The sequence below is a fragment of the Mycolicibacterium nivoides genome (genome assembly GCF_003855255.1).
Taxonomy (GTDB): Bacteria; Actinomycetota; Actinomycetes; order Mycobacteriales; family Mycobacteriaceae; genus Mycobacterium; species Mycobacterium nivoides.
In genome coordinates this window covers 5938043-5962945 of sequence record NZ_CP034072.1, presented here as the reverse complement: position 1 = coordinate 5962945, position 24903 = coordinate 5938043, and the positions used below count along the sequence as shown (strand labels likewise).

Below are 24903 nucleotides of genomic sequence, written 5' to 3'. Positions count from 1 at the left end.
ATGACCGTAGTCGTCGCATTCGCCCCGAGCGTGCGTGCTGAGGAGCGCCAGACGTACTGGGACGCCATCACCCGACTTATGAGTTGAGCGGGGTTGTGCGGCGAGTCGTGCTTGGATGCGGTGTACGGGTTTTCGGTAGGTGGCTTGATGACGACACTGCGCTGGGCAACGCGGGGTGTGAGAGCCACAATCCGAGGAGTGACGTCGGATGGATCGCTGAGTTTGGTGTCGCCACCAACCTGGCGCCTGTTACGACAGGCGTTCGAGAATCATCGCCATCCCTTGGCCACCTCCGACGCACATGGTTTCTAGTCCGAATTGCTTGTCATGGAACATCATCGAGTTGATCAGCGTGCTGGTGATCCGGGCCCCGGTCATGCCGAACGGATGGCCGAGTGCGATGGCGCCGCCGTTGATGTTGACCTTGTCTTCGTCCGCGCCTAGCTCTCGCATGGAAGGGATGACTTGGGCTGCGAAAGCCTCGTTGATCTCGACCAGGTCGATGTCGCCGATGTCAAGGTTGGCTCGCTGCAATGCCTGCTTGCTCGCCTCGACAGGCCCGAGCCCCATGATTTCTGGTGACAATCCGGTGACGCCCGTGCTGACGATGCGCGCGAGTGGGGTGATGCCGAGTTCGGCTGCCCTGGAGTCAGACATCACCACGAGTGCGGCCGCACCGTCGTTGAGTGGGCAGCTGTTGCCGGCGGTTACGGTTCCATTTGTCCTGAAAACGGGTGGCAGCGCGGAGACGGCTTCGATGGTGACATCGGTCCGCGGACAGTCGTCGGTGCTCACATAGCTCCCATCGGGTAGACGCACGGGAGCGATGTCGCGGCCCCAAAAACCGTACTGGGTGGCCGCTTCGGCGCGATTCTGGCTGCGCACAGCGAAGGCGTCCTGATCGGCACGGCTGACTCTTTTGAGGTCGGCTACGTTCTCGGCGGTTTGCCCCATCGCGATGTAGAGATCTGGTAGCCGCCCTTCGGCTCGTGGATCAGTCCAGCCGTGGTTGTCTTTTGCCCGCGCGGCGGTGCGGGACTGCGCTTCGGCAAAGATGGGATTCTGCCCTTCGGGGTTGTCCGAGGCGCCGTTGAAGTATCGGCTGACGGTCTCCACGCCAGCAGAGACGAACACGTCACCTTCGCCAGACCGGATGGCGTGCAGCGCCATACGAGTTGTCTGCAAGCTGCTTGAACAGTACCGATTGACGGTGACACCAGGAAGGTGGTCGAGGCCCGCCAAGACAGCTACCGCTCGCCCCAGGTTGTTTCCGGATTCGCCCGCAGGTTGGCCTACACCGAGCATCAGGTCATCGATCTGGTTCGGATCGAGTTCGGGAACTTTGGCCAGTGCGGCGAGCACGGCGTGTGCGGCGAGGTCGTCGGCGCGAAGGTCTTTGAGAGACCCTTTGACTGCGCGGCCGATCGGGGTTCGCGCAGTGGAGACGATGACGGCTTCGGGCATGGGGGTACTCCTGTGGTGTTGTTGGTGGTGTTGTCGGATGAGAGATTCAGTTCGTGGCGCCGCTGAATCCCCCGTCGACCGGAAGTACGGCTGCGGTGACGAACGCACCGGCTGTTGAGGAGAGGAATCTGACTGCGCCGACGATGTCGTCGGCTTGGCCGTAGCGTCCTAGGGGGACAGTGTTGAGCAGTTCGTCTTCCTGCGCGGGGTCGGCGGCGACGTGGCTGAGCATGTCGGTGAGGAACGGGCCAGGGGCGATGGCGTTGACTGTGATGCTGTCGGGTGCCAGGCGGCCGGCGAGATGGCGGGTGAGCATATGCAAGCCCGCCTTGCTGGCGCTGTAGGAATAGTTTTCCCACCGCGGTGCGACCAGCCCGTCGACGCTGCCGATGTTGATGATTCGGGCGGGACGCTGTGGGCTGGCGCCAGTGCGAAGCAGCGGGAGTAGTCCGACGATGATGCCGAATGGGGAGACAAGGTTGGTGTTGAGGACCTTGCTCCAACCGGCGATTGGATAGTCCTCCAGGGGTGCTCCCCACGTGGTGCCGGCATTGTTGACCAGGATGTCGATGTGCTCGTGGCGATCGTTGACCGATTTGACGAGATGTTCGACGCCGGTCGGCGTTGCTAGATCGGCACTGATGTAGCTGCAGCGACCTGAGCTACCGAGAGTCTCTGCCTCGCTGTTGATCTGGTGGGCTGTGGCGCGGCATTGTTCGACTTTTCGGCTCGTGACGATAACGTCCGCTCCATCGGTAACCAGCCCGCGGGCGATCATGGCGCCGATTCCTCGGGATCCTCCGGTTACTACGGCCGTGCGGCCGCTCACAGAGAACAGGGTGTCGTGACCGGCGAGGGGGTGGGTCTCAAGTTCCATGCTTCGACGCTAAGAGACGATCGGGCGTACGGCTTGGAGTCTTGCGCACGGAAGTTGTTGTGCGCGCGGCAGTTAACGGATTTTGGCGGTGAATCTCAGCGAGATGCGCGCGTGTCTGATGGCCGTTCGCCGAAGCTACGGTGATAGGCGTTGCTGAAGGTGCTCAGGTCGCCGAATCCCGAAGAGAAGGCGATCTGGGTGATGCTCTGTGCCCGCCAACCGGGATCTTGGAGACGCAGTCGAGCGAGCGCGAGCCGCTCCTCGCGGATCAGATCCGAGGGTGTCGTGCCCACGCGTTGCAGCTGGTTCTGAATGTGGCGCAATGACCAACCCAGGCCCGCGGCAATGCCTGTGCCGGTCAGTGCCTGATCGTGGGCGTTGCTACGCACGTAGCGGCGGATTGAATCCACTAATGCGTCGCTGGGAACGCTGTCCAGCGGTGCGCTGAGATCGTTGTAGGCGATGGCGATGAGGTCGACGATCCGGTCCATGACTGCGTCGAACTGGAAGCTGTCCAGCTGATCGCGCTCGCCACGGACCGTACGTAGCTGATCGACGACGATACGGCCGAGCCCACGCCTCGCATCAAGAGAGACCGGGCGATCGTTGGTCGGCCGGGCCAGTCGAGAGTCGAGGTGATCTCGTGGAATGACAAGAGCGACCGCCGAAACGTTGTCGCCGTGTCGCATATCCATGGCGGCATCGAGCGAGGTCAGGGTCATCGTGTGTGGAACGGCCACGATGTCGCAGTCACCTTGGGCAAGCTGAAGGTGGCCATGGACTGGGATGAGCAACTCGTAAGATTCATGCGGAGATCGCCGGATCTGGGTGGAATCTCGGGTGAGTGCTTCAGTGTCACCCCACCAGCGGACCAGTCGATAGCGGCCTGACTGCTGATATTCGATCCGCCCGCAGTAGTCGTCGGCCAGCGCGAACGACATCGGACAGTGAATCTCTGATACGCGGTCTCGCCACCAGTCGCTGCGTTCCTTAGCGCCCAGATCCTGGGTGCTGAGAGTATGCACGATGTAACCCATGTCGGAACGTCGCTTCCTCGTTGTGGGGCCTTGGCTTGGTAATCAAGCGGGCTACGCTGGGCAGGTTGACGGCACCGCACTCACTGTAGAAATGTGACCTAGACCACGTCTTGGCTATACGCGCAGCGTACCTTTCGCTGTGCGTATGGCCAACGTCGCAGCAAACTGTTTTCGCGCGGTTGCGCTGCGGCCATCACGTGCTCGGGTGAGCTTGGAACGGGATGGCGGCAAACGTCACATGTCAGGCCAGAATCTGTCCGCAGTTGGGAGAGCTGGGCGCCCCATTGAACCGGTCGGCGATCCAGCTCATGCTTCGCTCACCGTCGACAAAGACTGGCAGCATGGAATTGATGTCCAGTTTATTGAACAGCGGTGGCTGTTCATTGGCCCACAGGGTTACGTCGGCGCCCATCGCGCACCAGTCGGCGGCGGTTTGTTCTACGGCAGAGTACGGATCAAATGGGTCCCACCGGCTGTGCGTCAGATAGACAGGGCCGGTGGGTTTGACGTTGCCGATCCGTTGAGCCCAAAGCAGGGATTTGAAGGGTTCTGTGGCGGCGGTGGCGAAGATGTCTTGTTTGAACCAAAACTGGATATGGCGAAACATGTAGTCGATACCGGTCTGCAGGAGGCATTGACGTCCGGTGTTGGTCAGCATCTCCACTCCGCGCGGGGTGAGCGCGTCCCAGATGGGCTGCTCGGTTGCAGGATAGGACGACATGATTCCTCGCAGGACATAGCCGAGGACGCCGGCCAGGAAGTTGCCGTCCATCGCGGGCAGGACTGCCGCGATATCCGTTGGTGCCGCGGCAGCGTAGGTGCCGACGACGTGCAACTCCGGACCGTAGTTTGCGGCTAGTTCCGCCGCTGACAGCGCCGCGTGTGCACCTGCGAGCCACCCCCAAAAGGCGACCGGTCCGTGCGGGTCCAGGGACGTGCCGGGCAACTTCATGGCAGCGCGTGCGGCGTCGATGAGTGCAGCTCCGCCGGCGTTGCGGTTGAGGAACTGCGGAGATCTGGAGTCATGGATACCCATCCCCACACCGTCAGTGATGACGATGGCGAAGCCACGCGCCAGCAGGGTCGCGACCCATCCTTCCTCCAAGTTGAACATGACATCGAAACCCGTCTGCAAAGAGGCGTGGATGCCCTGATTGAACATGCGCGACGGTGCACACTGCTCGCCCATGCCAAAGCCCATAACCGCATACGCGAGAAGCGGTCGAGGGCCGCTGCCCGGCCAGGGGACGTCGGGTTCGATATAGGTGCCAGTCACCGCGACGGCCTGCCCTTGGGCGTCGGTGCTGCGGTACATGATCCGGGTTCCGGTGCCGACAAACGCTCCCAGCTGCCCGGACGGTTCGAGCACCAGTCGTGACGGCTCGGTGCGGATGAGATCGCCCGGCCGGCCGGGGGGAAGCGGACTAGGGGGGGTGTAGAACGGCAGAAAACCAGTTTCGTCGGCGCGCACGAGCGGCGGCATTGCCGATCCGCCGACGGCGAGCACGATGACCGTGACGGCCAACCCGAGCATGCTTGCAAGACAACGCTTCACGCCAGTGTGCTCGGAATCTGACACCACGAAGGACTGGGATCTGGAAAGCTGTGCGGCCGTGCGTTCAGGCGTAAGACGAGTCATGTTGGCTGCTCCGACGATTGAGATCTGGGTCACGAAATTCGAGAAGAAGAAACAGCCTGCAGTCGCATCGCTCGCCCTGGGGCCAAAGCTTCTGCTGCGATGACAGACATGATCGAGTAATGCGGCGCTCGGCGCTGTAGTGCAGGGCTGTTGAACCGATGCCCCACTAGGCGATGGCGGCGCTGCTCGCGTCTTTGAGCTGTTGCTTGAGGACCTTCCCCGTGGCGTTGAGTGGAAGCTCGCGGCAAAACTGAACTACGCGTGGGCATTTGTATACGGCCAAGCGAGCACGGCACCATGCGAGAACCTCCGATTCGGTCAGCGTCGTGCCTGGTCGCGTGATAACGAACGCTTTGATCTCTTCACCGACGCGCTCATCCGGAATTCCCACCACCGCAGCGAGGCTGATATCGGAATGAGTCATCAGGGTCTCCTCGACCTCGCGCGGGTAGACGTTGAATCCACCGCGCACGATGAGATCTTTGGCGCGATCGACGATGTAGAAAAAGTTGTCCTCGTCACGAGTGGCGATATCACCGGTGTGGAACCAGCCGCCGGAATCAATGGCCTCGTCGGTCGCGTCAGGTCGGCCGATGTACCCCTTCATGACGTTGTGCCCGCGGACGACGAGCTCACCGCGTTCGCCAGCACCGCAGTGCTGGCCGTCGGTGCCGAGCAACGCGAGTTCGACTCCCCAGACCGGCATTCCGATGGAGCCCGGCCGACTCGGCCGGTCGAGTCGATTGAAGGCCACCACCGGGCTCGTCTCGGACAAGCCGTATCCCTCGCGGATCCCTACACCGAAGACCGTCTCGAATCGCTTGAGAAGCTCGACCGGCAGCGCTGCGCCGCCGGACATGGCCACCTTGAGCTGCCTGCCGAGTTCGGTGATGTCATCGCGGTTGGCGGCCGCGCCCAGAAGTGCCCAATACATGGTGGGCACGCCGGCGAACACAGTGACCTGATGATCACGGATCAGGTCCAATGCGGTGCCGGGATCGAATCGGGGTAACAGCACCAGCGTTCCACCTCTACTGAAGCCGGCGTTCAGCTGGACGGTTTGGGCGAAAGAGTGAAACAGCGGGAGTGTCACCAACTGCGACTCATCGAGTATGTCGAAGAGGCGGTGGCATGTCAGCGCATTCATGACAAGGTTGGCGTGTGTGAGCTCGGCACCTTTGGGCTTACCTGTGGTGCCGCTGGTGTACAGGATGACCGCAGTATCGGTCGCTTCGGTCGGGACCATCACATCCTCGCGAGAGCGCTCGCCGAAGAGTTCTGCCAGGTCACTGATGTCGATGGAAAACTCGCACGTGGCCACGTCGTCGAAGCCGCGCCAGGCGTCCTCAGGCAGGTAGTCACCGGCAAAGAAGTAGGCGCACGCACCCGAATCACGAAGGTGGTAAGCGACTTCGGCGCGTTTCAGCATGGTGTTCATCGGAACGACCACTGCACCCGCCTTCAGGATCCCGTAATAGATGATGGGGAATTCGAGAACATTCGGGACACTCATGGCGACTCGATCACCAGCGTTCACGCCGCGGCGGATCAAGAACGTTGCGATCTGGTTGGCCGCGGTGTTGACCTCGCGGTAAGTCATCTGGCGGCTACCTTCGAGCACCGCTGTCGTCGAGGGTTGCTCCCGGGCGGTGTCGGTGAGCATGACAGAGAGGTTGAGCACGAGTTGCATTCTCTTTCTTATGTTCTGATGGCCTCGATGCAGCTTCGGCGCTACGACCAGTCCCATAGATAAGGCGATCCCACTCGCTCAGCGATTGGCTTGAGGACCTTCTCGTCGTAGTACTGAAGGGTGTCCATCCCGTTGACCGGGCACTTGAAGAGGATCTCGCCGAAAAGCTCTTCAGAGAGGTCTGGTTTCGCGATGCCCGCAGCCATCGCATAGCGCTGAAGATGATTGCTGAAGGTGTCCTGCACCGGCGGCATGCTGAAGTTCACCGGATGCTGCATTGCCTTCTCGAGACTGACGAATTGCACCCCTCGCTGCTCATATGCCTCGACGATGCGCCCGATGGTGCGTGCGGCCAGGGGTGTGCCGTGCACCATCCAGATGTGTGGAACGTTGGTGCCGAACATGGTGCGGGCCGATGCGGCATGCTTCTCCAGGCCTTCGATAGCGCCCTGGACGTGGAGATCTTCCAGCCTGGCTTGTGCCTCGACGTCGCCGGTAATGAGGGACCGCTGATAAGGCACGATGTAGACGAAGTCGCCGAACCAGCAGGTGATGGGCGCGTTTCGATATCCGTTGTCGCGCAGAAAGTCCTCGACTCGTCCGCGTTTGCTCTCCGATTCTGAGGACATGTCCATCGGGTAGCGGAAATAGCGTTCTGGGGCTAGGTCGACAAGCCGGCCGATGAGCTTCTCGGCTTGGTCAATATCACGGCAGAAGTCATCAGCGCTCATCCAGCGCAGTGGAGCGTGTTGATGAGTGTGGTTGCCCAGGTGATGGCCGGCCTCCAGCCACGCATCCCAGCAGGCCAAGCTGGCTGGGTTCGTAGCGATGCCATATGTGTGTGCGAACCCGTAGATGCCGTTCTGACCCGCACCGGTAAGCGCCTCCGCGAGGGCGCGGGTCACGTCGAGTGAGCTATGTCCCGCTGGAAGCGGCGTACCGTCCCACAACACGAAATCATCGACAGTGATGGCCACTTGGACGTTACTGAGCGAAGACTGGCCCGCCATAGCAAAAGTTCCCTCTTCTGAACATGCGGCGTTCCGACTGAACGCCACGCGACATTGAAACTACGAATGTGATGGGGAGCACGTCTTGGCCTCAGGCGCACAACCACTTTCACCCCGCGCAAGGTGAATGGGATGTCAACCGCGGCGATGTTTGATGCAGCGCTGAGATCGAACTCGGTGCGCATCTAGCCAAGCCGCGCCGGTTCGCCGGGTTCTAACGTGCCTCAGACGGTAGTGACAAGCCGGCCATTGAAAGGAAGATCCTCATGACGAAGACCCTGCAATATGTGCTGGCCCGCCGCCCGAAAGGACCGGTCACCGAGGGTGACTTTCGCCTCGTGGAGAGCGTGCTTCCGGATCTCGAAGAAGGCGGCGTAGAGTTCGAAACCCTTTTTGTATCAATAGATCCAGCGATTCGTGGCTGGCTCGATGACCGGCCAAGTTACCTGCCGCCCGTGCAGATCGGCGCTCCGGTGCGAGCACTGGGTATCGCCCGTGTGGTCTCTACGCGCCACAGCGGATTCTCACCAGGAGATCTAGTGCGCGGATTCGTCGGATGGCAAGAACGTTTCGTGGTTGCCGCTCCAGGATCTGATTGGGAACGCATCCCTGGGAATTCGGATGTGCCGCTGCAGCGTTGGCTTGGAATCCTTGGAATGACAGGCCTCACTGCATGGGCCGGTATACGCGACATTCTCAAGCCGCAAGCGGGGCAGACAGTCCTGGTCTCAGGCGCCTCAGGTGCTGTCGGCAGCGTCGCAGTGCAGCTCGCCAAGCATGCAGGCGCCCGCGTTGTGGGTATCGCCGGCGGCCCGGAAAAGTGCCGCATGCTCGTCGAAGATCTCGGCGCGGATGGCGTCGTCGACCGTAAGGCGAAGAACTGGGCAGAACAATTAGTTGAGGCAACACCGAAGGGGATCGACCAAGTCTTTGAGAACTCCGGCGGCCCAATGTTCGAAGCGACTATCGATCGACTCAACAACTACGCCCGCATCGCCTTGTGCGGCCTGATCGATGGATACAACTTGGATCAAAGGCCCGCGGGGCCCCGAAACTTCGGACTGCTGCTCAGTAAGCGCACCCTTGTACAGGGATTCATCGTCCTTGACTACTTCGACCGCGCGGCGGAGGCTCAGCTGGAACTCTCACGGTTGCTACGAGAGGGGACTCTCAAGGAGATCGACACCGTGGTCCGCGGTTTCCATGAGCTACCGCATGCTTTCATCCGATCGTTCGATTCGGGAGCACCAGGCAAGTTGGTCGTCGAGACCATGCCCATATAGGTACCGCGGCGCACGACAGATTTTCGAACAAGGCCTTTGCTTCCAGTCATCGGGTTCAGCAGTGGGCTTACCCGTCACTGGGTTGCGACTTGCGATACGCGATCGCGGGTATCTCGAGGACTTGACCCGGCAGCAAGAAGCCTGGGACTTTGACAATGGACATGTTGGGAGCGTGGTCGCCGACCCACGGAACGTAAACCTGGGGGATGGCCTCCACCAGTGCGGGCAGGTCCGAGGCATAGATTGTCAGGGACACGAGATTCGTGCGGTCCAGACCTTCAGTTTTCAGGAGGTCTTCGATCACCCGAAGGATGAATTCCAGCTGCTTAGCCGTGTCATCTGGATGAACGATCTGTAGATCGTCCAGACCGCCGACATTCGCGACAACGCCAGCGAGGTGGACGGTGTCCCCGGCGCTCACGATCTGATTGAACCCGAAGCCCTTGAAAACCTCGGGGGTGATGAAGTTATCCACCTGCGGGGAGGTCCTGCGAATCATGATGTCCTTTCAGTAAGCGCGTCGCGATCCGGCTGCAGGGGTGCCTGCTGGGGCGACCGGATCTTTTGCAGTGCATTGCATTTGCTTGAGCCCCTCGGCACGTGAGGTTCTGTCGAAGTAACCAAGTTCGGCGAGTAGCGGTGCTGCCCCCAGGTCGCGGGCTTTGTCGGCTGAAGTGGCCGATCGAGCGAGAGCGAGCACGGCGTGCCCGTCACCAGCCAACCGCCTGACAAGGTGTTCGCCGACGAACCCGGAGCCTCCCTTGACGATTGCGCCAAGGCCGTCCCGACGCCGCCTCGCGTCGAGACGGCCTTGGCGTAGCGCGAGCTATTTGCTGCCAGATCCGATCAGAGCTACAGCCTCGACCTCGATATGCATCTCGGGCAGACCCAGCGCTTTCACGCCCAGCGCGGTCCACAGTGGCAGGTGTTCTCCCGCCCGCTTGCGGAACTGATCAACGACCGCTGTCAGGTGATCCTCGCCGATTGAACCCTCGCCAATGGGTTTGTGATACGTGTAAACCTTCACGACGTCGTGCCACGTGGCGCCTGCCGCTACAAGAGTCTTTTCGACGTTGTCAAAGGCCTTCTGGATCTCTGCTTCCAGAGAATCGACCGAGAAGGTCAGGTCATCGTCCCACCCGCCCTGACCGGAGATTTCCACGCGATCGCCGATCCGAACGGCCTGACCGTAGCTGTATTGCGTCCGAAAGATCTCTCCGTATCCGGGGGTGTCGAAGAACTCGGGCTTAGACATGCGGGTGCATCCTTTCGTTGTCATTTCGTATCCACTTCGGCAAGCCAGCCGTCACGGAGTCTCTGTTTCGATGGGCGTCTCACGGTCTCAGTTGCCCCACCGCGAACCACCGTCCGCGATGAGCTGCTCGCCATAGGTGGCGCCGAATTCGCGTCGCTCGCGCAGGACCTCGCCCGGAGGGCTGTAGCGGGGGGCGTTGTTCGGATCGCTTGCGGCGTGGTCGGCGACTGCGTCGATGACTGACGTGGCCATGTTGAAACGAGGGTAGGCGGAATGGATTACGGCTCCGATTTGTGCGGTTACCGCTTTCAGATGTGTCTCCGGCAGACCAAGAACACCGCCGAAGTCGATCGCGACACCTTGGTAGGTCAGCGAAGTCAGGGCGCCCATCCGCTCGGGGATGACCGCGGTGTTGTGTAGTGCGATTGCTTCCCAGACGGCATCGACCTTGGGAGCCTCCAGACCATGGCCGCTCAGAAATTCAGCCGCGCGGTCCGCGCCGTCGACCTCGAAGCGAGTGTTTCTCTTGGCGAGCGGTGACAGTCCGACGTCATGCAAGACGCACGCAAGATAGAGAAGCTCGTCATCGAAATCTCGGCCAGGTACGAACCCGATGTGCGGGGCGAGCAGCCGAGCGAACAAATAGCTCCGCACGCTGTGATTGGCGATCGCCGGCGACTCTGCGCCTTGCACCAATTCGAGCGCTGCCAGTGCTAGTGGTGTGCTCGGCAATGTGACCAAATCGGTGTCGGCGGGGGGTTGTTCCTTCTCGGATGGCGAAACTTCCGGCAATGTCATACGACGAGTGTGCGGTCAGCTCAGCGGGTCCGGCCAGAGGCAGAATTGCCGGTTGCCGTTAGGTTGCTGCCATTCTCGTTGACCTGGAGTTGTGTTCAGGATTCTGGCGTCTCATTGCCGGCGCAGTTCCGGAAACGACACTGGTGGACGCGGATTCGCGTATTGTTCCCGCCGATGAGCGCCGAGCTTGGGAACGCGACATGAGCCTGGCTACCATCGCCCAGGCGATCGGCGCCTTCGCTGTGACCAACATCGATGACATCGTCGTACTTGCGGTCTTCTTCGGTCAGGTGCCAGGCCATCGCGGGGCAGCGATGCGGGTGATCGTCGGTCAGTACCTCGGCTTCGGCGCCATTCTGGCGGTGTCGATCAGCGGCGCCCTACTCGGCGCCGCGCTGCTACCCCCCGTTGTGCTTCCGTACTTCGGGCTGCTGCCAATCATGTTGGGGCTCAGTGCCGCATGGGTTTCGTGGCACCGCAATCGCGACACCCAAACACCAGATGCCCAATTGGCGTCGACACCCGCGGGCCCGCGGGTCTGGGAGGTTGCGGCCGTAACCTTCGCCAACGGCGGAGACAACATCGGCGTCTATGTACCGATCTTCGCTGCGGCATCCATCGCCACTGTCACCGCCTACGTCGTCGTGTTTCTCATCGGCGTTGCGGTGTGGTGCGCGGCCGGGCGATACTTCGCCTCCCGCCCGATCATCGCCGAGGCACTCTCGCGCTGGGGCCACATCGTCCTGCCGATCGCGCTCATCGCTATCGGGACCACCATCCTCGTCGAAGGCGGCGCATTCGGTCTCTCGATGTAGCGGTGTTCTTCGCCACCGAACTGCCCGCGCGCGAAGACCGCATCCCGTGCGCGTACTTCGAACATGGCGATGATCTCCCCTTGAAAATTCGCTGGGAACTGGCGGAATGCGGTGTTATCGTCACGGCGTGACCAGGTCCTGCCACGGCTATGAGCCGCTCGCCGGGATGCATGAAGCATCCGCGGCGAGTTTGTGGTGCGCGGGCACCGTCGACGCCAGAGGCCTTACCCGACAGTCGGTCGAGCATGATGCCCTGGGGCATCTCAGGTGCGTCCGGTCGATGCGTCAACGACCTTCCGCCCTGTCAATGGGTGCGGGCCGCGGCCGGAAACACCAGACCGACGAACAGTCTCTCAAACTTCTCAACTTCGCTGTTGTCGCTGACAGGAACGTCGCCTGACGTTGCTGTAATCCGCCACGCCTAATTTAGCTGGTGTGCAACGGATTACGAAGAAGAGTCCTCTCGACAATCGCGTTGCCCGCAGCCCATGCTGTTTATGGCAACGCACCCGAATGACCGTGTGCGGAGCGGCGTGACAGGTGAAACATCTTTTACCGCTGGCTCTTTGAAAACTGAACAATGTGGCATCCGCGCTCGTGGCGGAACTGGAAGACGCGCCCCGGCTCAGACCCGGGTGCCCGATGCGGGCATGCAGGTTCAACTCCTGCCGAGCGCACCATCGATGCTCGGGCTTGTGGATTACGGACTCGTACCGTGCCGTGAGCGGTGAGCATCATTGAACGCGTCGTTGGTGAGATCGATTATCACTCTGGGCTTTTTACCCGTGAAATCCGAGTTCGAGTCCCGGGCGGCCTACTCAAGAGCCACATGCGCGCCGTTAGCTGAGTTGGGATAGCACCAGACTCTTAATCTGGGGACGGGGGATCGAAACCCCCACGGCGCACCGATATTCAAGCGGTTGAGGTGTAACAGGATTGCACGTCAGTCGTCCAAACTGGCAGAACGGTTTCGAGTCCCTCCATCCGTGCCAGATGACGCAATGAAGACCTTGCGCGGTAGGACAGTTCGGTAGTCCACCGGGCTGATGACCCGGACGTCGGTGGTTCGAATCCACGCCGCGCAACGACCAGTCCGCGACGACAACCAGAGAGGAGGCACGCGGCAATGAGGCACTTTCGTCAATGCCCAAGCCGTCAGCACACGGTGACGGTGTACAACGCCGACTACCGCGTGCTGACCCAGGTGACCTGGCAGGAGGCGGTGCGGCTGTTGCTGCGGGGTTCGGTCTACGTGATCGAGCGCCACAGCCCGGCCGTACACATACAGAGCCCGTCGACGGTTATCGAGCTGCCGGTGTCCGTCGCGCTGCGTGAGTACGTCCACGTGCCGTACCGGGGCTGTAGCCGGGTAGCCCGTGTCGGGGTACTGGAACGTGACGGCTATACCTGCGCCTACTGCGGTGGGTACGGCGACACGTTGGATCACGTGGTGCCCGAGTCACGTGGAGGCCAGAATACTTGGCAGAATCTCGTCGCCGCGTGCGCACCGTGCAACGGGCGCAAGGGTAACCGCACACCCGAAGAGGCCAGAATGCGGCTGCTCTGGGAGCCTTATGAACCCCGCGACCGGGATCGCTACCGAGTGCCGGAGATGGCCTGATCGGCGGTAGTTCAGTCAGCGGGGCGGACGACAAGATCAATGGAAGTCGTCCGCCCCAGGAAGTGTGGCAGAACGGTAATGCAGCGACTTGCTAAGTCGTCGCCGCGGTGACCCGCGGCTGGGGGTTCGAATCCCTTCACTTCCGCTGTGGCGGTAGCTCAATTCGGTAGAGCACCAGGTTGTGATCCTGGTCGTTGCGGGTTCAATTCCCGCCCGTCACCCCACCCATTCCATGCCCCTGTAGCTCAAGCGGATAGAGCGTCGTCCTCCGACGGCGAAGGTTGGCGGTTCGAGTCCGTCCAGGGGCGCGGCACACGATGCCCGCGTAGCTCAAGTGGAGAGAGCGCCTGTTTACGAAGCAGGAGGTTGCTGGTTCGAGTCCAGTCGCGGGTGCGCACTGATCAGTACCGCTTGTTTTGACTTCGCGGGGAGTTGCACGGTGACGCAAAGCCCGCCAGTGGGTCGGGGCGCGAGGGTGAGGGTTCCATCGTGTGCTCGGGCGATGCTGTTGACGATTGCCAGGCCGAGGCCGACGCCCGCATGGTGAGCGCGGATGCGTTCACTGCCGCGCTGAAAAGGCTCGACAAGCGTCGAGACCAGTTGCGGGGTGAGCATTTCGCCAGTGTTCTCAACAGTGAGAACCACATTGTCGTCACGGACCTTGCTCGTGACCCATGCCGTGCCGTGTTCCGGCAGGTTGTGGACGATCGCGTTGTGCACCAGGTTCGTCGTCATCTGCAGTAGAAGTGCGGATGACCCGGTGGTCGGCCTCACGTCGCCGGAGGTTTCGAGGGTTACGCCATGTCTTTCTGCCAGGGGCAGAAGGGTTTCCGTGGCTTCCTCGACGAGGAGGGACAGGTCGACAGGCTCCTGGGTGAAGGACTTTTGGTCGGCACGGCTGAGTAGGAGCAGTGCTTCGGTGAGGTCGATCGCTCGGGTGTTGACGGCGTGGAGGCGTTCGATCAGTTCACCGGTGTCGGTACTGCGATCCTGGCGAGCCACGTCGAGGAGAGTCTGTGTGATGGCCAGCGGCGTGCGCAGTTCGTGGGAGGCGTTGGCAGCGAATCTCTGTTGTTCGGCGACGTGTGCTTCGAGCCGTTCCAGCATGGTGTCGAACGCGTCGGCCAGTTCGCGGAGCTCATCTTTCCGGCCCGGCAGCCGGATTCGGTGCGACAGCGATCCTTTCGAGGCCATGCGGGTCGCGGCGGTGATACGCGTCAAGGGTGCGAGCATCCGGCCGGCCAGCAGCCATCCGCCGGCGAGACCGAACACAAGCAGGAACGCCATCACGGCGGCGGCTCTCGGAGCGAAAACATGTAGGAGTCTGGACCGGATGGGAAAGACGCTATTGGGGAAAGGGATATCGGTGCTGCCCGGGATGATCATCATCCGGTCTGGGACGTAGCGGAGGAGGAACAACCACACCGCGGCGAGCAGCAGGGCGCCGGCGATCATGAGGAACCCGGCGTAGCTGAGGGTGAGTTTGAGGCGAAGGCTCAATCCCGGGGATCTATCCATGGTTTCGTTCCTCACGTCCGGAGCTGGCTGCGGTGTCGATGCGGTAGCCGACACCAGACACGGTGGTGATGATCGATGGTTCGCCGAGGCGTTTGCGCAATGCTGAGACAGTGATGCGTACGGCGTTGGTGAACGGGTCGGCGTTCTCATCCCACGCCCGCTCCAAAAGCTCTTCGGCGCTGACAACGCCACCTTCGGCGGCGACGAGGACTTCGAGCACCGCGAACTGTTTTCGGGTGAGGGCGACGTAGCGGCCGTCGCGGTAGACCTCACGGCGGAACGGATCCAGCCGCACGCCCGCGATCTCCCGCACCGGCGGTCGGTTCTGGGCGCGCCTGCGGTCGAGCGCCCTGAGTCGCAGCACCAGCTCACGCAGGTCGAATGGCTTGGTCAGATAATCGTCGGCACCGAGTTCGAATCCCGAGGCCTTGTCGTCGAGCCGGTCTGCAGCGGTCAACATCAGGATTGGCATGCCACTGCCCGAGGCGACGATGCGTTCGGCAATTTCATCACCTGAGGGACCAGGAATGTCGCGGTCGAGGACGGCGATGTCGTAGGCATTGATGCTCAACAACTCAAGCGCCGTGTCCCCGTCGCCGGCAATGTCGGCGGCGATCGCCTCCAGGCGCAGGCCGTCGCGGATAGCCGTGGCCATGTAGGGCTCGTCCTCGACGACCAACACTCGCATGCTCTTCACGCTACGAGCCGCTGCATATCGTGGGCATATCGAGAATCGCATACGTGCTGACAACACCGCGCGGCCTTGACTGGGCAACCATGACACAAAACAATTCAGCACAGACCCGACGACAGCTGGCCACTCTCGCGATGACCGTGATCGGCTCGGCCGGTTTGGCCTTCGCTGCCCTGGCTGGCGCAGATCCCGCCAGCCAGGCGCAGGCGGTGAAGTATTCCGAGTGCATGCGAGCCAACGGTGTTGGGGACTTTCCGAACCCGAACGCGGACGGCGAGTTTCCCTACGGGGGAGTCTCGGTGTCGAAGGCCACGTGGCAGAACGCAGTCGATACATGTGCGAACCTGCAGCCGCCGGGCTGGTTGGCCGACACCGGGCGCACTCCTGCCCAGCAGGACGCGGCACTCAGATTCGCCCAATGCGTGCGCGAGCACGGTGTGCCGGACTTCCCCGATCCGGCTGCCGCACGTGACCCCCTGATCGACACTTCGAAAATGCGGGGCGACGTCAGCGCCAGCAGCATTCCCGAGCTGAAGCCCGCGGTGGAGGCATGCCACAACTTCTTCACCGCCGCGCTACCGCCTCTGGGAACTGGCAGGCCGGGCTGACAGCCCAAATGCTGAGCTCAGCGGCCATGCCGGTGGCGACAATCGCCACCGGCTGGCACCTGCGCACCCGCTCCGCGGGTGGAAGCGGCGCCTGCGCGGTGCGTCTTAGCCGCCGAAGATCTGCCGGCTGCCGCTTGGTTGGTGAGTTCCAGCTGCGATGCGGACGGTGCTCCAGCAGGTAGTTCGACCTATGTTCACTATGCATGCCACTTCCGGAAGAAGACTGACGGCTACTTCGTAGAGGCGCGTTCCACCGCGACGGTGCGCGTTTGGCATCGCAGCCACGGCTGGGGGCCGACGGGCTCAGCGTTGATGTCGAGTCAATCGATTGCGGTTGGTCGGGCGGTGTCGAGGTCGTCCTTCGTCAAGACAGCTCGAACGGTCAATGCGATGTCGCTTAGAACGTTGGCGGGATCTGCACTTCGGTTGATCGCGCAGATGACGGTCGAGACATTGCCATGCGCGCTGCGCAGGGCCTGAGCTGCGTCCCGGACAGCGCCGCCGGTGGTGATGACGTCCTCAATGAGCGTGACCGTTTTTCCGGTGATGTCTGCGCCTTCGGCGAGCCTGCAGGTGCCGTAGGTCTTGGCAGTCTTGCGGACGAATAGTGTTGGTATCCCCGTAAGTTGGCTTAGGACGGTGGCCAGCGGGACGCCACCAAGTTCCAGGCCGCCGAGCAGGTCGCTGTCAGTGGGGACGAGCGGAACCATTTCTTCGCACACGCGTCTGAGTAATTGCGGGTCTGACTCGAACAAGTACTTGTCGAAGTACTCGTGAGAGAGTTGGCCTGACCGAAGCTGAAACTGTCCCTGAAGGCGGCAGGCGTGGTTCACATCGGTGGCGAGCAGGTCGCGATCCATGCTGTTCATCGTGGCATCAATAGACCACGAAGAAGCCGCGAAGACAGTGAGTGAGCATTGCGAATGTGGGTGCGGTGGGAGGAGTCGGTGCCGGTTTCGAGCGGTGCGGTCGATTGAAGGAGAGGGAATTGTCGGTGAGTGCGAACGGCCTGCCGGCTTGGGCCGCCGAACCCGTCCATATCGCCGATGCCGATCCTGCGTGGGCTCTGCGCGGAGAGCAAGAATGCGACCAACTGGAAGCGCTATTGGCACCATGGCTGATCGAGCGCATCGAGCACATCGGCTCCACGTCGATTCCCGGCCTTGCCGCCAAACCAATCATCGACTTGCAAGCGCCCGTGACTGATCTAGCTGATCCGCAGCCGCTCGTCGCCGCTCTGCAACCGCATGGCTGGCACTACGTGGATTCGGACCTAGATCAGCGCCCCTGGCGGCGATTCTTCGTCAAAGTCACCGAGGGCAGGCGCACTGCCCACCTCCACATCATGACGCTCGACAGTCCGCGGTGGCGTCAGCAGCTCATCTTCCGGGACACGTTGCGCGCAAAGCCAGTCCTGGTCGCGGAGTACGCCGCGCTCAAACGGGCCCTCGCATCCGAATACGCCGGTGATCGCGAGGCCTACTCAGACGCTAAAGCCGATTTCATCGAGTCAGTCCTCAACGGCTCCGCGTAGCTCGATATCGCAGCGGGGTTGTGCGCCGCGTTCGTCAGCCGTCTCACCTTCAGCGGCGCCATCATCGACGTGTCTGACTCTGCGACAGACTTGGCGTCCTCACGTGCGGTCGGCGCCCAATAGCGTGGATAACTCCTGCAACGAGTCCACGCGCAGATCAGCAAGTGACGCTTCATCTTTGAGAGCATGAAGATAGCCCCACGGCCCGCGGCGGACGAACACCGTGCGCATACCGGCCGCGCGGGCAGGCAGCACGTCATTATCGAGGCGATCCCCGACGTACAGGATGCTCTCGGCGGGAACGCTCGTCTCGGAAATCAGACGGACGAAAAACGCGGGATCTGGCTTGGCCACGCCCCATGCGGCCGACGAAGCAACGAAGTCAGCCTCGAGGCCGGTGGCAGACAGCACTTGCTCGATCCCCGCAGGCTGGTTGCCCGCGACACCGACAGCCAACCCCGCCCGACGCGCAGCTGCGACACATTCCAATGCGTCGGGATACAAATCGATCTGAGTGGCATCGACACCAGCTGCTGGTCGATCGACACCAATCACGTCCCACAGATCGTTATGGTCCTTGCCCGTCGCGATCAAGGCCCCCACCACGCCGCACAAGGTGAACGGCGTCAGGCCCAACCGCTGCGCCAGCGCAGTCCACATAGGAGTTTCATCGACCAACGTCTCGCCGACGTCGAACACGACGCACCGGATCTGTGCCAAGAACCCCGAGTTCACAGACCAAGGGTTCCACAGCCGTCGACCGGAACCCACCGGGGAACGATGCGTTGTCGCCGGGGGTTGATCAACGCTTGAAGCGGTGGGTCACATTGTTCGTGCCGTGCAGATTTGCCATGCGCCCGTCCCGCTTCGTGGGCGCAGGCGTGGCGTTGTCGCAGGCGGTGGCACTTCCGGAATCGGTGCCGCTATCGGTCGAACCACTGCCGCCATCGGTGCCGATGGCAGACCCGCTGTCGGTGCCGGTACCGGTGTCCGAACCGCCTGAGCCGGTGGTGTCCCTACCGGTACTGACACGTCGTCGATGCTGCGCTGGGGTGCAAGCTCCCGCGCGACGTTAGACATTCGCACAAGATCACCGACTCAGGATGTGCCTCAGTGCGGCTGTTGCGGAGTCTTGACCCTCGTCAGGATTGGTCCACTTCAGCCTCAAGGAGGAAACAGTGGTACTTGGCAGCCCGGAGCGTATTGCCGACAGTACGGGGACGCCGTCCCGCGCGAGCGAACACGATGTCCTCAACCGCGGCTTCAGCTTCCGGGCTGCGCTGTCACTGGCGTTCGCCGACATCTCCCCGATCGTGGCCCTGTACGCGATCTTCGCGCTCGGCCTGTTCGCCGCCGGCCCCCGATTCTTCTGGGCCTTCCCGATCGTGCTGTGCGGTCAGTTGCTCGTCGCGCTGGTGTTCGGTGAGTTGGCGTCACGGTTCCCCTATGCGGGCAGTGTCTACCAGTGGGCACGGCACGCGAAAGGTACGACCTGGGGCTGGACGGCGGCGTGGGCGTACATCTGGGGCCTGACCCTGACCTTGTCCACAATGGCTTACGCCGCAGCGGGATTCATCCTCGAGGTGTTCGGCATCAGCGAGCCCGATCGGTGGGTGCTCAGCGCGGTGGCGATCGGCGTCATCGGCTTCACCACGGCAGCCAACATGATCGGCCGCCAGGTCCTCAAGGTCATGATCGTCGCGAGCATCATCTGCGAGATCGTCGGCTCGGTCGTGCTGGGCACCGTGCTGTTGCTCTTCCACCGCGTCAATCCGGTCTCGACTCTCTTCGAGGGCCTCCCGGGCGATCACGGCAGCATGTTGAGCACGATGCTCGTCGCGGTCGCCTTCGTGGGATGGGCGTTCCTGGGCTTCGAGTCCGCGGGGTCGATCGCCGAGGAGGTGGAGAACCCGGAGCGCAACGTACCGAAGGCGATTGTCTTCGCGCTGCTGCTGGTCGGCGTCATCGTGATGTACTCCGCGGTCGCAGTCATCCTCGCGATCCCGGACATGTCGGCGGTGCTCACGGAGCAGAGCGGTGACCCGGTGTCGGCGACTCTGACGGCGCAGCTCGGTTCGTCCATCGCCAAGCCGCTGCTGCTGATGTTCGTCATCGGCTTCATGTCCGCCTGCCTGGCGGTGCAGTCGGCGGTCTCCCGTGCCGTCTACGGGATGGCCCGCGACCGGGCGCTGCCGGGAGCCGCGGTGCTGTCGAAGCTCGCCGGCCCCGAGCGGATGCCGATCTGTGCGATCGGCCTGACGGCGGTGGTCGCCGGGGCCTTCCTGCTGTTCGCCGGGTCGGATCTGTACAACGTCCTGGTCAATTTCTCGGTGATGGGCCCCTACATCGCCTTCGCGGTGCCCGTCTTCGCCGCCGCCCTTACCCGGCTGGCCGGGCGCTGGGTCCCCGGCGCCTTCACCCTGGGCCGCTGGGGCGCACCGGTCACCTACGCGGCGGCGGCCTGGCTGGCCTTCGAGGTCATCAACGTGCTGTGGCCGCGCACGCAGCCCGGGCAGCCGTGGTTCGTCAACTGGAGCATGGTCATCTCACTGGTGAGCCTCGGCATCCTGGGTGCCGCCGTGTATGCGAAGTGCCGGGACCGGATCACCGTGCCTGTCGGTGAACGGGTCGGTGCCGAAGCGGCCGAGAAACAGGAGCCGTAAACCGGACTGGGTAACTGGTCGACGACGCCCTGGCGGCCCACCGCCGGGGCGTCGTTGGCATGCCGAACGCGACGCGCCCGCGACGGGCAGCGAGCGCAATCGTCATGTCGATCCAGCGTCGTAGCCATGTCCCGACGGTGGGGACGTCTCATAGATTTCCAGCCTGAACTTGGGGAACAGGTACGCCGACGCGGAGGTGACATGGCGATCGAAGACCAGCAGGGGCACGACGTAACGCTCAAGCGAGTGCTCACTCTGCGGTATCTGGTGGTCTTCGGATTGGCCTATCTGGCACCGACGGTCGTCTTCAATTACTACGGCATCATCACCAGCCTGACTGGTGGAATGATGGCGCTGGCGTACGTGATCACCACTGTCGTCATGTGTTTCACCGCCTACAGCTACGCCAACATGGTCAAGGCGTTTCCGGTGGCAGGCTCGGCGTACACCTATGTGCAGAAAGCGGTCAACCCGTGGCTCGGGTTCTTCACCGGCTGGGTCATGCTGGTGGATTATCTGCTGCTGCCGATGGTCTGCTACCTGCTGGTCGGCATCTATCTGAACGAGTTCGTGCCCGCCGTGCCGGTCGCGGTCTGGGTTGTCGCAGCCGCCACGCTCGGAGCGTGGACGAACATCGTCGGGGTCAAGGTCACCGGGCGGATCAACACCGTGATCATCGCCGCCCAGGTGCTGTTCTCGGTGGCGCTGATCGGCCTGATCGGCTTCTACGTGGCGCGCGGCGGCGGCAGCGGGACGTTGTTCTCGCCCACCGCGCTGTTCAACGCCCAAACCTTCGACTCCGGCAATGTGTTGCTGGCGGCATCCATCCTTGCGGTGTCGTTCCTCGGATTCGACGCCGTGTCCACCATGGCAGAAGAGACCGTCGAGCCGGCCAAGACGGTGCCGAGAGCCATCATGATCGTCCCGATCGCTGCGGGCATCGGGTTCGCCATCATCTCGTACTTCACCCAGATCGCCTGGCCGAGCGCCAATACCGAGATCTCAAACCCGGACGCCGGGATCTTCGAACTCCTGACCAGGGTCGGCGGAAACGCGTTGTCCACCGTCTTCCTCGTGACCGACAATCTCGCCAGCCTCATCTGTGCCATGGCCGGATTGGCTGCTGCGTCGCGCATCCTCTACGGGATGGGCCGTGACGGTGCGCTGCCGCGGCGTTTCTTCGGCTCGCTCAACCCGCGCTTCCGTACGCCCGTGAACAACATCGTGCTGACCTCGCTGATAGCGCTGAGCGCCGTGTTCTACGCAGACAACCTCACTGGTGCAGCATCTTTGATGAGCTTCGGTGCCCTCACCGGATTCGTGCTCGTCAACTACTCGGTGATCAATCACTACTTCGTCCGCAATCGACGGCGGCATGGTTCGGACCTGCTGCGGTTCCTGATCCTGCCGGGCATCGGTGTCGTCGTGAGCCTGCTGCTCTGGCTCAACGTCGACTCCTCGGCCAAGTTGCTCGGGTTGAGCTGGCTAGCGCTGGGCGTCGTGTATATCGGCTTCACCACCAAGGGGTTTCGGAATCCTCCGGTCGCGCTCCGTCTGGAGGACGCCACCGGTGAAGACCCAGAAGACAACCGCACACCGCTACAGGAGGCCACTACATCGTGAATGTCGAGAAAAACTTCGCTCTGCTGTCAGTGACAGTGGTCGACGGCCGCGGCGGAGATCCTGTCCCGGATCAAGCCGTGGTGGTCCGGGGTGGACGGATCGAATCGATCGTCGCGATGACGCAGTATCGGCGCTGCGACGAGATCACCGAACTGGACCTCGACGGCCACTACGTCATGCCGGGCCTCATCGACGCTCACGTCCATCTGTCCGGCGGCCGCGCGCAGATCGACGATCAAGAACTCGGGGTGATCGCCGAGCCGAAGTTGATGCGGGCGGTGCGCTCGGTTTATGAGGCACAGCAACTGCTCAAGCGCGGGTTCACAACAGTCCGCGACATCTCCTGGAACGGCCTGTACCTCAAGCGGTTGTTCTTCGAACAGCAGATCCCCGGGCCCAAGGTCATCGCTTGCGGCCCAGGCCTTACCCGCACCGGTGGCCACGCCGACCTGTTCCAGTTCACCCCCGAGTATGTACGGGAGAACGGCGTGTGGGGCCTGGTGGCCGATGGCCACGACGAGATAGTCAAGGCCGTCCGCTTCCTGCTCCGTGAAGGCGCTGATGCGATCAAGATCTGGGCGAGTGGTGGGGACAACTGGCCGCACGACCGCAATGCCGATGTGCACTACTCCCTGGATGAGATGCGGGCTGCCGTGGAGGAGGCACACCGGCAGAAGGGCACGATCGTGCTGTGTCACGCCGAGAATCGCGAGGCGATCCAGATGGCGGTCGACGCCGGCTGCGACACCATCGAGCACGGCGAGGACATCGATGAACAACTCGCTCGCCAGATGGCGAGGCAGGGCACGATTCTGGTGCCCACACTGCAGCTGATCGTCAACTGGTATCGGGACTTCATCCCGGTCGGCGAGGCCGCCCAACCCAAGGTTCGTCCCGATGCGTTTCTCTACCGCGACCACTACCACCACCACGACGAGGAGTTCGGCGAGGAGTACAGCAAGCGCGCGGTCGAGAGTTTCCAGACCGCTAAGGCCGCGGGAGTCAAGATCGCGCTGGGTTCCGACACCGTCTACGAGCCTCTTACCAAGTACGGCGAATACAGCGCGCTCGAATTCCGTGCGCTGGTCCAACACGGGCTGACCACCAGCGAGGCCATCACCGCGGCAACGCAGACGGGTTCGGAGGCCGTTGGAATGTCGCACGTGCTCGGTACCCTCGAACCGGGCAAGCTCGCAGACCTGCTGGTGCTGCGGCGGGACCCGACTGAGGACCCCATGGTCATCTACGACGCCTCGAACATCTACCTGACCTTCTGCGACGGCAGGCTGACGGTGGAGAACGGTCAGTTCGTTTGGTAGCGGCTTGTCCGGGCGTTACGCTGGGCGCTCCGGTCGTCCCGATCGGAGAAGCCCGGCGCCTGGCCGGGGCAATGGAGGCGCCCCGCGCGGGCGGCACGGTGATGTTCGAGTCGGTCGTCAATTTCGCTGCGGGCACAGCGGTGCACACCGGCGTGCATTCGATCCGGCGCACCAGCCTGCACAGACACCCCGGTGTCGTCGAGATCGCCTATGCGCTGCGGGGCGGGTTACGCGTCCAGGTCAGCTGCGAGACGTTCGAACTGGAACCCGGCGACTTTGCGGTCATCAATGCGGGCGATCCGCATCTCCTCAGCGGATCGGCCGACAATGTCACCGCACTCGTCCACATCGACCTCGCGCAGTTCCATTCCGTGGATCCATTTGTCCAACAGATCATCTTCGCCTGCGAGTCGTTCGACCTTCCGCGCTACTGCCATCAGGAGGCGTTGATGCGGGGCATGCTGCTCGACCTCGTCGGCAGCGCAATGCAATCCGCGGACATCGACCCGGGGCGGGCCCGTGCGGTGGGCGACGAATTGGTGCGCCTGTTGTGCACCGGCTACTCATTGGAGAACTACTACAACCGTGAGGCTGCTCCTCGGGCGGGACAGCGTGAAAAGTTCCTCACCATCCTCGGTTTCGTACGCGAGCATCTGGATCGGCGCGATGTCCTGGAACTGACAGCAGCGGCGCTGCACTACTCGAAATCCTATGTGTCGCATCTGGTCAAGGATGTCGCGGCGGTCAGCTTCAGTGATCTGCTCGGATTTCTGCGGGTGTCGCGAGCCGAGTTGCTGTTGCTGACGACCGATGACACCATGCTGGACATCGCCGCGGCCTGCGGGTTCTCCGACGTCAAGTACTTCACCCGGACGTTTGTGGATTGGTTCCACCGGTCCCCGATGGAATACCGGAAGCGCTGCGCGCCAGACATCCTGCGGGACAGCGACATCGGCGAAGTGCCGGTCGCCTCGGCGGCAGCTCTCGTGCGTGACCACCGACGGCACGTCGCCTCGCCGGCAGAACAACCGCGGTTGAGCGTCACGCCGCTGCTGCTGAAGAACATCGGCTCGCGGATGGATCTGTTCGATGCAGTCCGCTCACACCGGCAGGACCTGATTCCCAGCCGTCCGCTGCACGCGGACCCGCCGAGCGGTCGGCCTCACCTGGTGCCGATCAGAGTCGAAATGTCGGATCTGGAAGACGGCCATCTGGTGAACGGTCTTCCCTCGTTCGAACAGATCCATGCCACCGCATGCCTGGTCTTGGGATTCTCGACAAAGGCGGCCACCCTCGCCCTCGTCGACGCGTTGGCGCAGCGACTGCCTGACACCGGGCAAGTCCCCGTCTGGTTGACGTACGGCGCCATCCATGACCGGGGCAGCGTCGACGAGGTCGTTGCCCACGCGGACGCGGTGCACGGCCTGCAGATCCAGGCGATCTTCATCCCGTGAA

Annotated in this window: 23 protein-coding genes, 7 tRNA genes and 2 pseudogenes; 17 read left to right on the top strand and 15 right to left on the bottom strand. The window is 62.5% G+C overall.

Annotated features, from left to right (window positions below; all coding sequences use genetic code 11):
* Nucleotides 1-249 precede the first annotated feature (249 nt).
* The 6 genes from EH231_RS29140 to EH231_RS29115 all read right to left on the bottom strand — a co-directional run bounded on the left by EH231_RS29140 (nt 250) and on the right by EH231_RS29115 (nt 7684).
* Entirely contained in the window at nt 250-1464 is a 1215-nt protein-coding gene (locus EH231_RS29140; protein WP_090423884.1) for an acetyl-CoA C-acetyltransferase, read from the bottom strand.
* Between the two features lie 46 nt (nt 1465-1510).
* A complete protein-coding gene (locus EH231_RS29135) occupies nt 1511-2341 on the bottom strand; it encodes an SDR family oxidoreductase (protein WP_124713846.1) in 831 nt (276 codons plus the stop codon).
* A 95-nt stretch (nt 2342-2436) separates the two neighbouring features.
* Nucleotides 2437-3378, bottom strand: a complete 942-nt coding sequence (locus EH231_RS29130; protein ID WP_090423886.1) for an AraC family transcriptional regulator — start codon at nt 3376-3378, stop codon at nt 2437-2439.
* A 241-nt stretch (nt 3379-3619) separates the two neighbouring features.
* Nucleotides 3620-4912: a lipase family protein gene (locus EH231_RS29125; protein ID WP_124714415.1), complete on the bottom strand. Its 1293-nt coding sequence runs from the start codon at nt 4910-4912 to the stop codon at nt 3620-3622.
* A 271-nt stretch (nt 4913-5183) separates the two neighbouring features.
* A complete protein-coding gene (locus tag EH231_RS29120; protein ID WP_124714414.1) occupies nt 5184-6698 on the bottom strand; it encodes a long-chain-fatty-acid--CoA ligase in 1515 nt (504 codons plus the stop codon).
* Nucleotides 6699-6748: 50 nt separating this feature from the next.
* Nucleotides 6749-7684 carry a polysaccharide deacetylase family protein gene (locus EH231_RS29115; RefSeq protein WP_241177827.1) on the bottom strand — a complete coding sequence of 312 codons (936 nt, stop codon included), beginning with the start codon at nt 7682-7684 and terminating at the stop codon, nt 6749-6751.
* 299 nt (nt 7685-7983) lie between these two features.
* Between EH231_RS29115 and EH231_RS29110 the strand changes: the two genes are divergently transcribed.
* Nucleotides 7984-9000, top strand: coding sequence for an NADP-dependent oxidoreductase (locus tag EH231_RS29110; RefSeq protein WP_124713845.1), 1017 nt, complete (start codon nt 7984-7986; stop codon nt 8998-9000).
* Nucleotides 9001-9067: 67 nt separating this feature from the next.
* Here the strand turns inward: EH231_RS29110 and EH231_RS29105 are convergent, their stop codons facing one another.
* The 4 genes from EH231_RS29105 to EH231_RS29090 form a co-directional block, all read right to left on the bottom strand.
* Nucleotides 9068-9475: a RidA family protein gene (locus EH231_RS29105; protein ID WP_164481059.1), complete on the bottom strand. Its 408-nt coding sequence runs from the start codon at nt 9473-9475 to the stop codon at nt 9068-9070.
* A 33-nt stretch (nt 9476-9508) separates the two neighbouring features.
* Entirely contained in the window at nt 9509-9721 is a 213-nt protein-coding gene (locus EH231_RS34870) for a hypothetical protein (RefSeq protein ID WP_420891937.1), read from the bottom strand.
* Between the two features lie 105 nt (nt 9722-9826).
* Complete coding sequence (locus EH231_RS29095; protein WP_090423893.1) at nt 9827-10255, bottom strand: Rid family hydrolase; 429 nt, start codon at nt 10253-10255, stop codon at nt 9827-9829.
* 87 nt (nt 10256-10342) lie between these two features.
* Complete coding sequence (locus EH231_RS29090) at nt 10343-11053, bottom strand: HD domain-containing protein (RefSeq protein WP_124713844.1); 711 nt, start codon at nt 11051-11053, stop codon at nt 10343-10345.
* Between the two features lie 200 nt (nt 11054-11253).
* Here EH231_RS29090 and EH231_RS29085 point away from each other — a divergent pair, with 200 nt between their 5' ends.
* From EH231_RS29085 to EH231_RS29045, 10 genes are all read left to right on the top strand, one after another.
* Nucleotides 11254-11868, top strand: a complete 615-nt coding sequence (locus EH231_RS29085; protein ID WP_090423895.1) for a cadmium resistance transporter — start codon at nt 11254-11256, stop codon at nt 11866-11868.
* Nucleotides 11869-11870: 2 nt separating this feature from the next.
* Entirely contained in the window at nt 11871-11999 is a 129-nt protein-coding gene (locus tag EH231_RS34665) for a hypothetical protein (protein ID WP_273545729.1), read from the top strand.
* Between the two features lie 460 nt (nt 12000-12459).
* Nucleotides 12460-12548, top strand: a tRNA-Leu gene (locus EH231_RS29080).
* 153 nt (nt 12549-12701) lie between these two features.
* A tRNA-Lys gene (locus tag EH231_RS29075) sits at nt 12702-12773 on the top strand.
* A 106-nt stretch (nt 12774-12879) separates the two neighbouring features.
* Nucleotides 12880-12953 (top strand) — tRNA-Ile (locus tag EH231_RS29070).
* A 41-nt stretch (nt 12954-12994) separates the two neighbouring features.
* Nucleotides 12995-13489, top strand: coding sequence for an HNH endonuclease (locus EH231_RS29065; protein ID WP_090423896.1), 495 nt, complete (start codon nt 12995-12997; stop codon nt 13487-13489).
* 58 nt (nt 13490-13547) lie between these two features.
* Nucleotides 13548-13634: transfer RNA gene (locus tag EH231_RS29060), tRNA-Ser, on the top strand.
* A gap of 2 nt (nt 13635-13636) precedes the next feature.
* Nucleotides 13637-13713 (top strand) — tRNA-His (locus EH231_RS29055).
* Nucleotides 13714-13723: 10 nt separating this feature from the next.
* A tRNA-Arg gene (locus EH231_RS29050) sits at nt 13724-13797 on the top strand.
* Between the two features lie 11 nt (nt 13798-13808).
* Nucleotides 13809-13882, top strand: a tRNA-Arg gene (locus EH231_RS29045).
* On the opposite strand, the pseudogene EH231_RS34920 reads toward EH231_RS29045, so the two are convergent.
* The 3 genes and pseudogenes from EH231_RS34920 to EH231_RS29035 form a co-directional block, all read right to left on the bottom strand.
* Nucleotides 13841-14179 (bottom strand): annotated as a pseudogene (locus EH231_RS34920) (ATP-binding protein); the annotation flags it as partial. The gene EH231_RS29045 and the pseudogene EH231_RS34920 overlap by 42 nt on opposite strands.
* Nucleotides 14180-14434: 255 nt before the next feature.
* Nucleotides 14435-14683, bottom strand: a pseudogene (locus EH231_RS34915) (HAMP domain-containing protein); the annotation flags it as partial.
* A gap of 316 nt (nt 14684-14999) precedes the next feature.
* Entirely contained in the window at nt 15000-15695 is a 696-nt protein-coding gene (locus tag EH231_RS29035; RefSeq protein ID WP_124713843.1) for a response regulator transcription factor, read from the bottom strand.
* Between the two features lie 89 nt (nt 15696-15784).
* On the opposite strand from EH231_RS29035, the gene EH231_RS29030 reads away from it, so the two are divergent.
* On the top strand, nt 15785-16309 hold the full coding sequence (locus tag EH231_RS29030; protein WP_124713842.1) for a hypothetical protein: 525 nt from the start codon (nt 15785-15787) through the stop codon (nt 16307-16309).
* 320 nt (nt 16310-16629) lie between these two features.
* Here EH231_RS29030 and pyrE read toward each other — a convergent pair whose 3' ends face one another.
* Complete coding sequence (gene pyrE, locus EH231_RS29025; protein ID WP_124713841.1) at nt 16630-17169, bottom strand: orotate phosphoribosyltransferase; 540 nt, start codon at nt 17167-17169, stop codon at nt 16630-16632.
* A gap of 134 nt (nt 17170-17303) precedes the next feature.
* On the opposite strand from pyrE, the gene EH231_RS29020 reads away from it, so the two are divergent.
* On the top strand, nt 17304-17843 hold the full coding sequence (locus tag EH231_RS29020; protein ID WP_241177826.1) for a GrpB family protein: 540 nt from the start codon (nt 17304-17306) through the stop codon (nt 17841-17843).
* Between the two features lie 99 nt (nt 17844-17942).
* On the opposite strand, the gene EH231_RS29015 is transcribed toward EH231_RS29020, so the two are convergent.
* On the bottom strand, nt 17943-18578 hold the full coding sequence (locus EH231_RS29015; protein ID WP_241177825.1) for an HAD family hydrolase: 636 nt from the start codon (nt 18576-18578) through the stop codon (nt 17943-17945).
* A 443-nt stretch (nt 18579-19021) separates the two neighbouring features.
* On the opposite strand from EH231_RS29015, the gene EH231_RS29010 reads away from it, so the two are divergent.
* The 4 genes from EH231_RS29010 (at nt 19022) to EH231_RS28995 (ending at nt 24902) form a co-directional block, all read left to right on the top strand.
* Nucleotides 19022-20506 carry an amino acid permease gene (locus EH231_RS29010; protein WP_241177824.1) on the top strand — a complete coding sequence of 495 codons (1485 nt, stop codon included), beginning with the start codon at nt 19022-19024 and terminating at the stop codon, nt 20504-20506.
* 201 nt (nt 20507-20707) lie between these two features.
* Entirely contained in the window at nt 20708-22129 is a 1422-nt protein-coding gene (locus tag EH231_RS29005) for an APC family permease (protein WP_164481058.1), read from the top strand.
* Nucleotides 22126-23448 carry a metal-dependent hydrolase family protein gene (locus EH231_RS29000; protein ID WP_090423900.1) on the top strand — a complete coding sequence of 441 codons (1323 nt, stop codon included), beginning with the start codon at nt 22126-22128 and terminating at the stop codon, nt 23446-23448. Before EH231_RS29005 ends, EH231_RS29000 begins: the two co-directional genes overlap by 4 nt.
* A gap of 71 nt (nt 23449-23519) precedes the next feature.
* Nucleotides 23520-24902, top strand: a complete 1383-nt coding sequence (locus EH231_RS28995; RefSeq protein ID WP_090423901.1) for a helix-turn-helix domain-containing protein — start codon at nt 23520-23522, stop codon at nt 24900-24902.
* Nucleotide 24903: the final 1 nt, after the last annotated feature.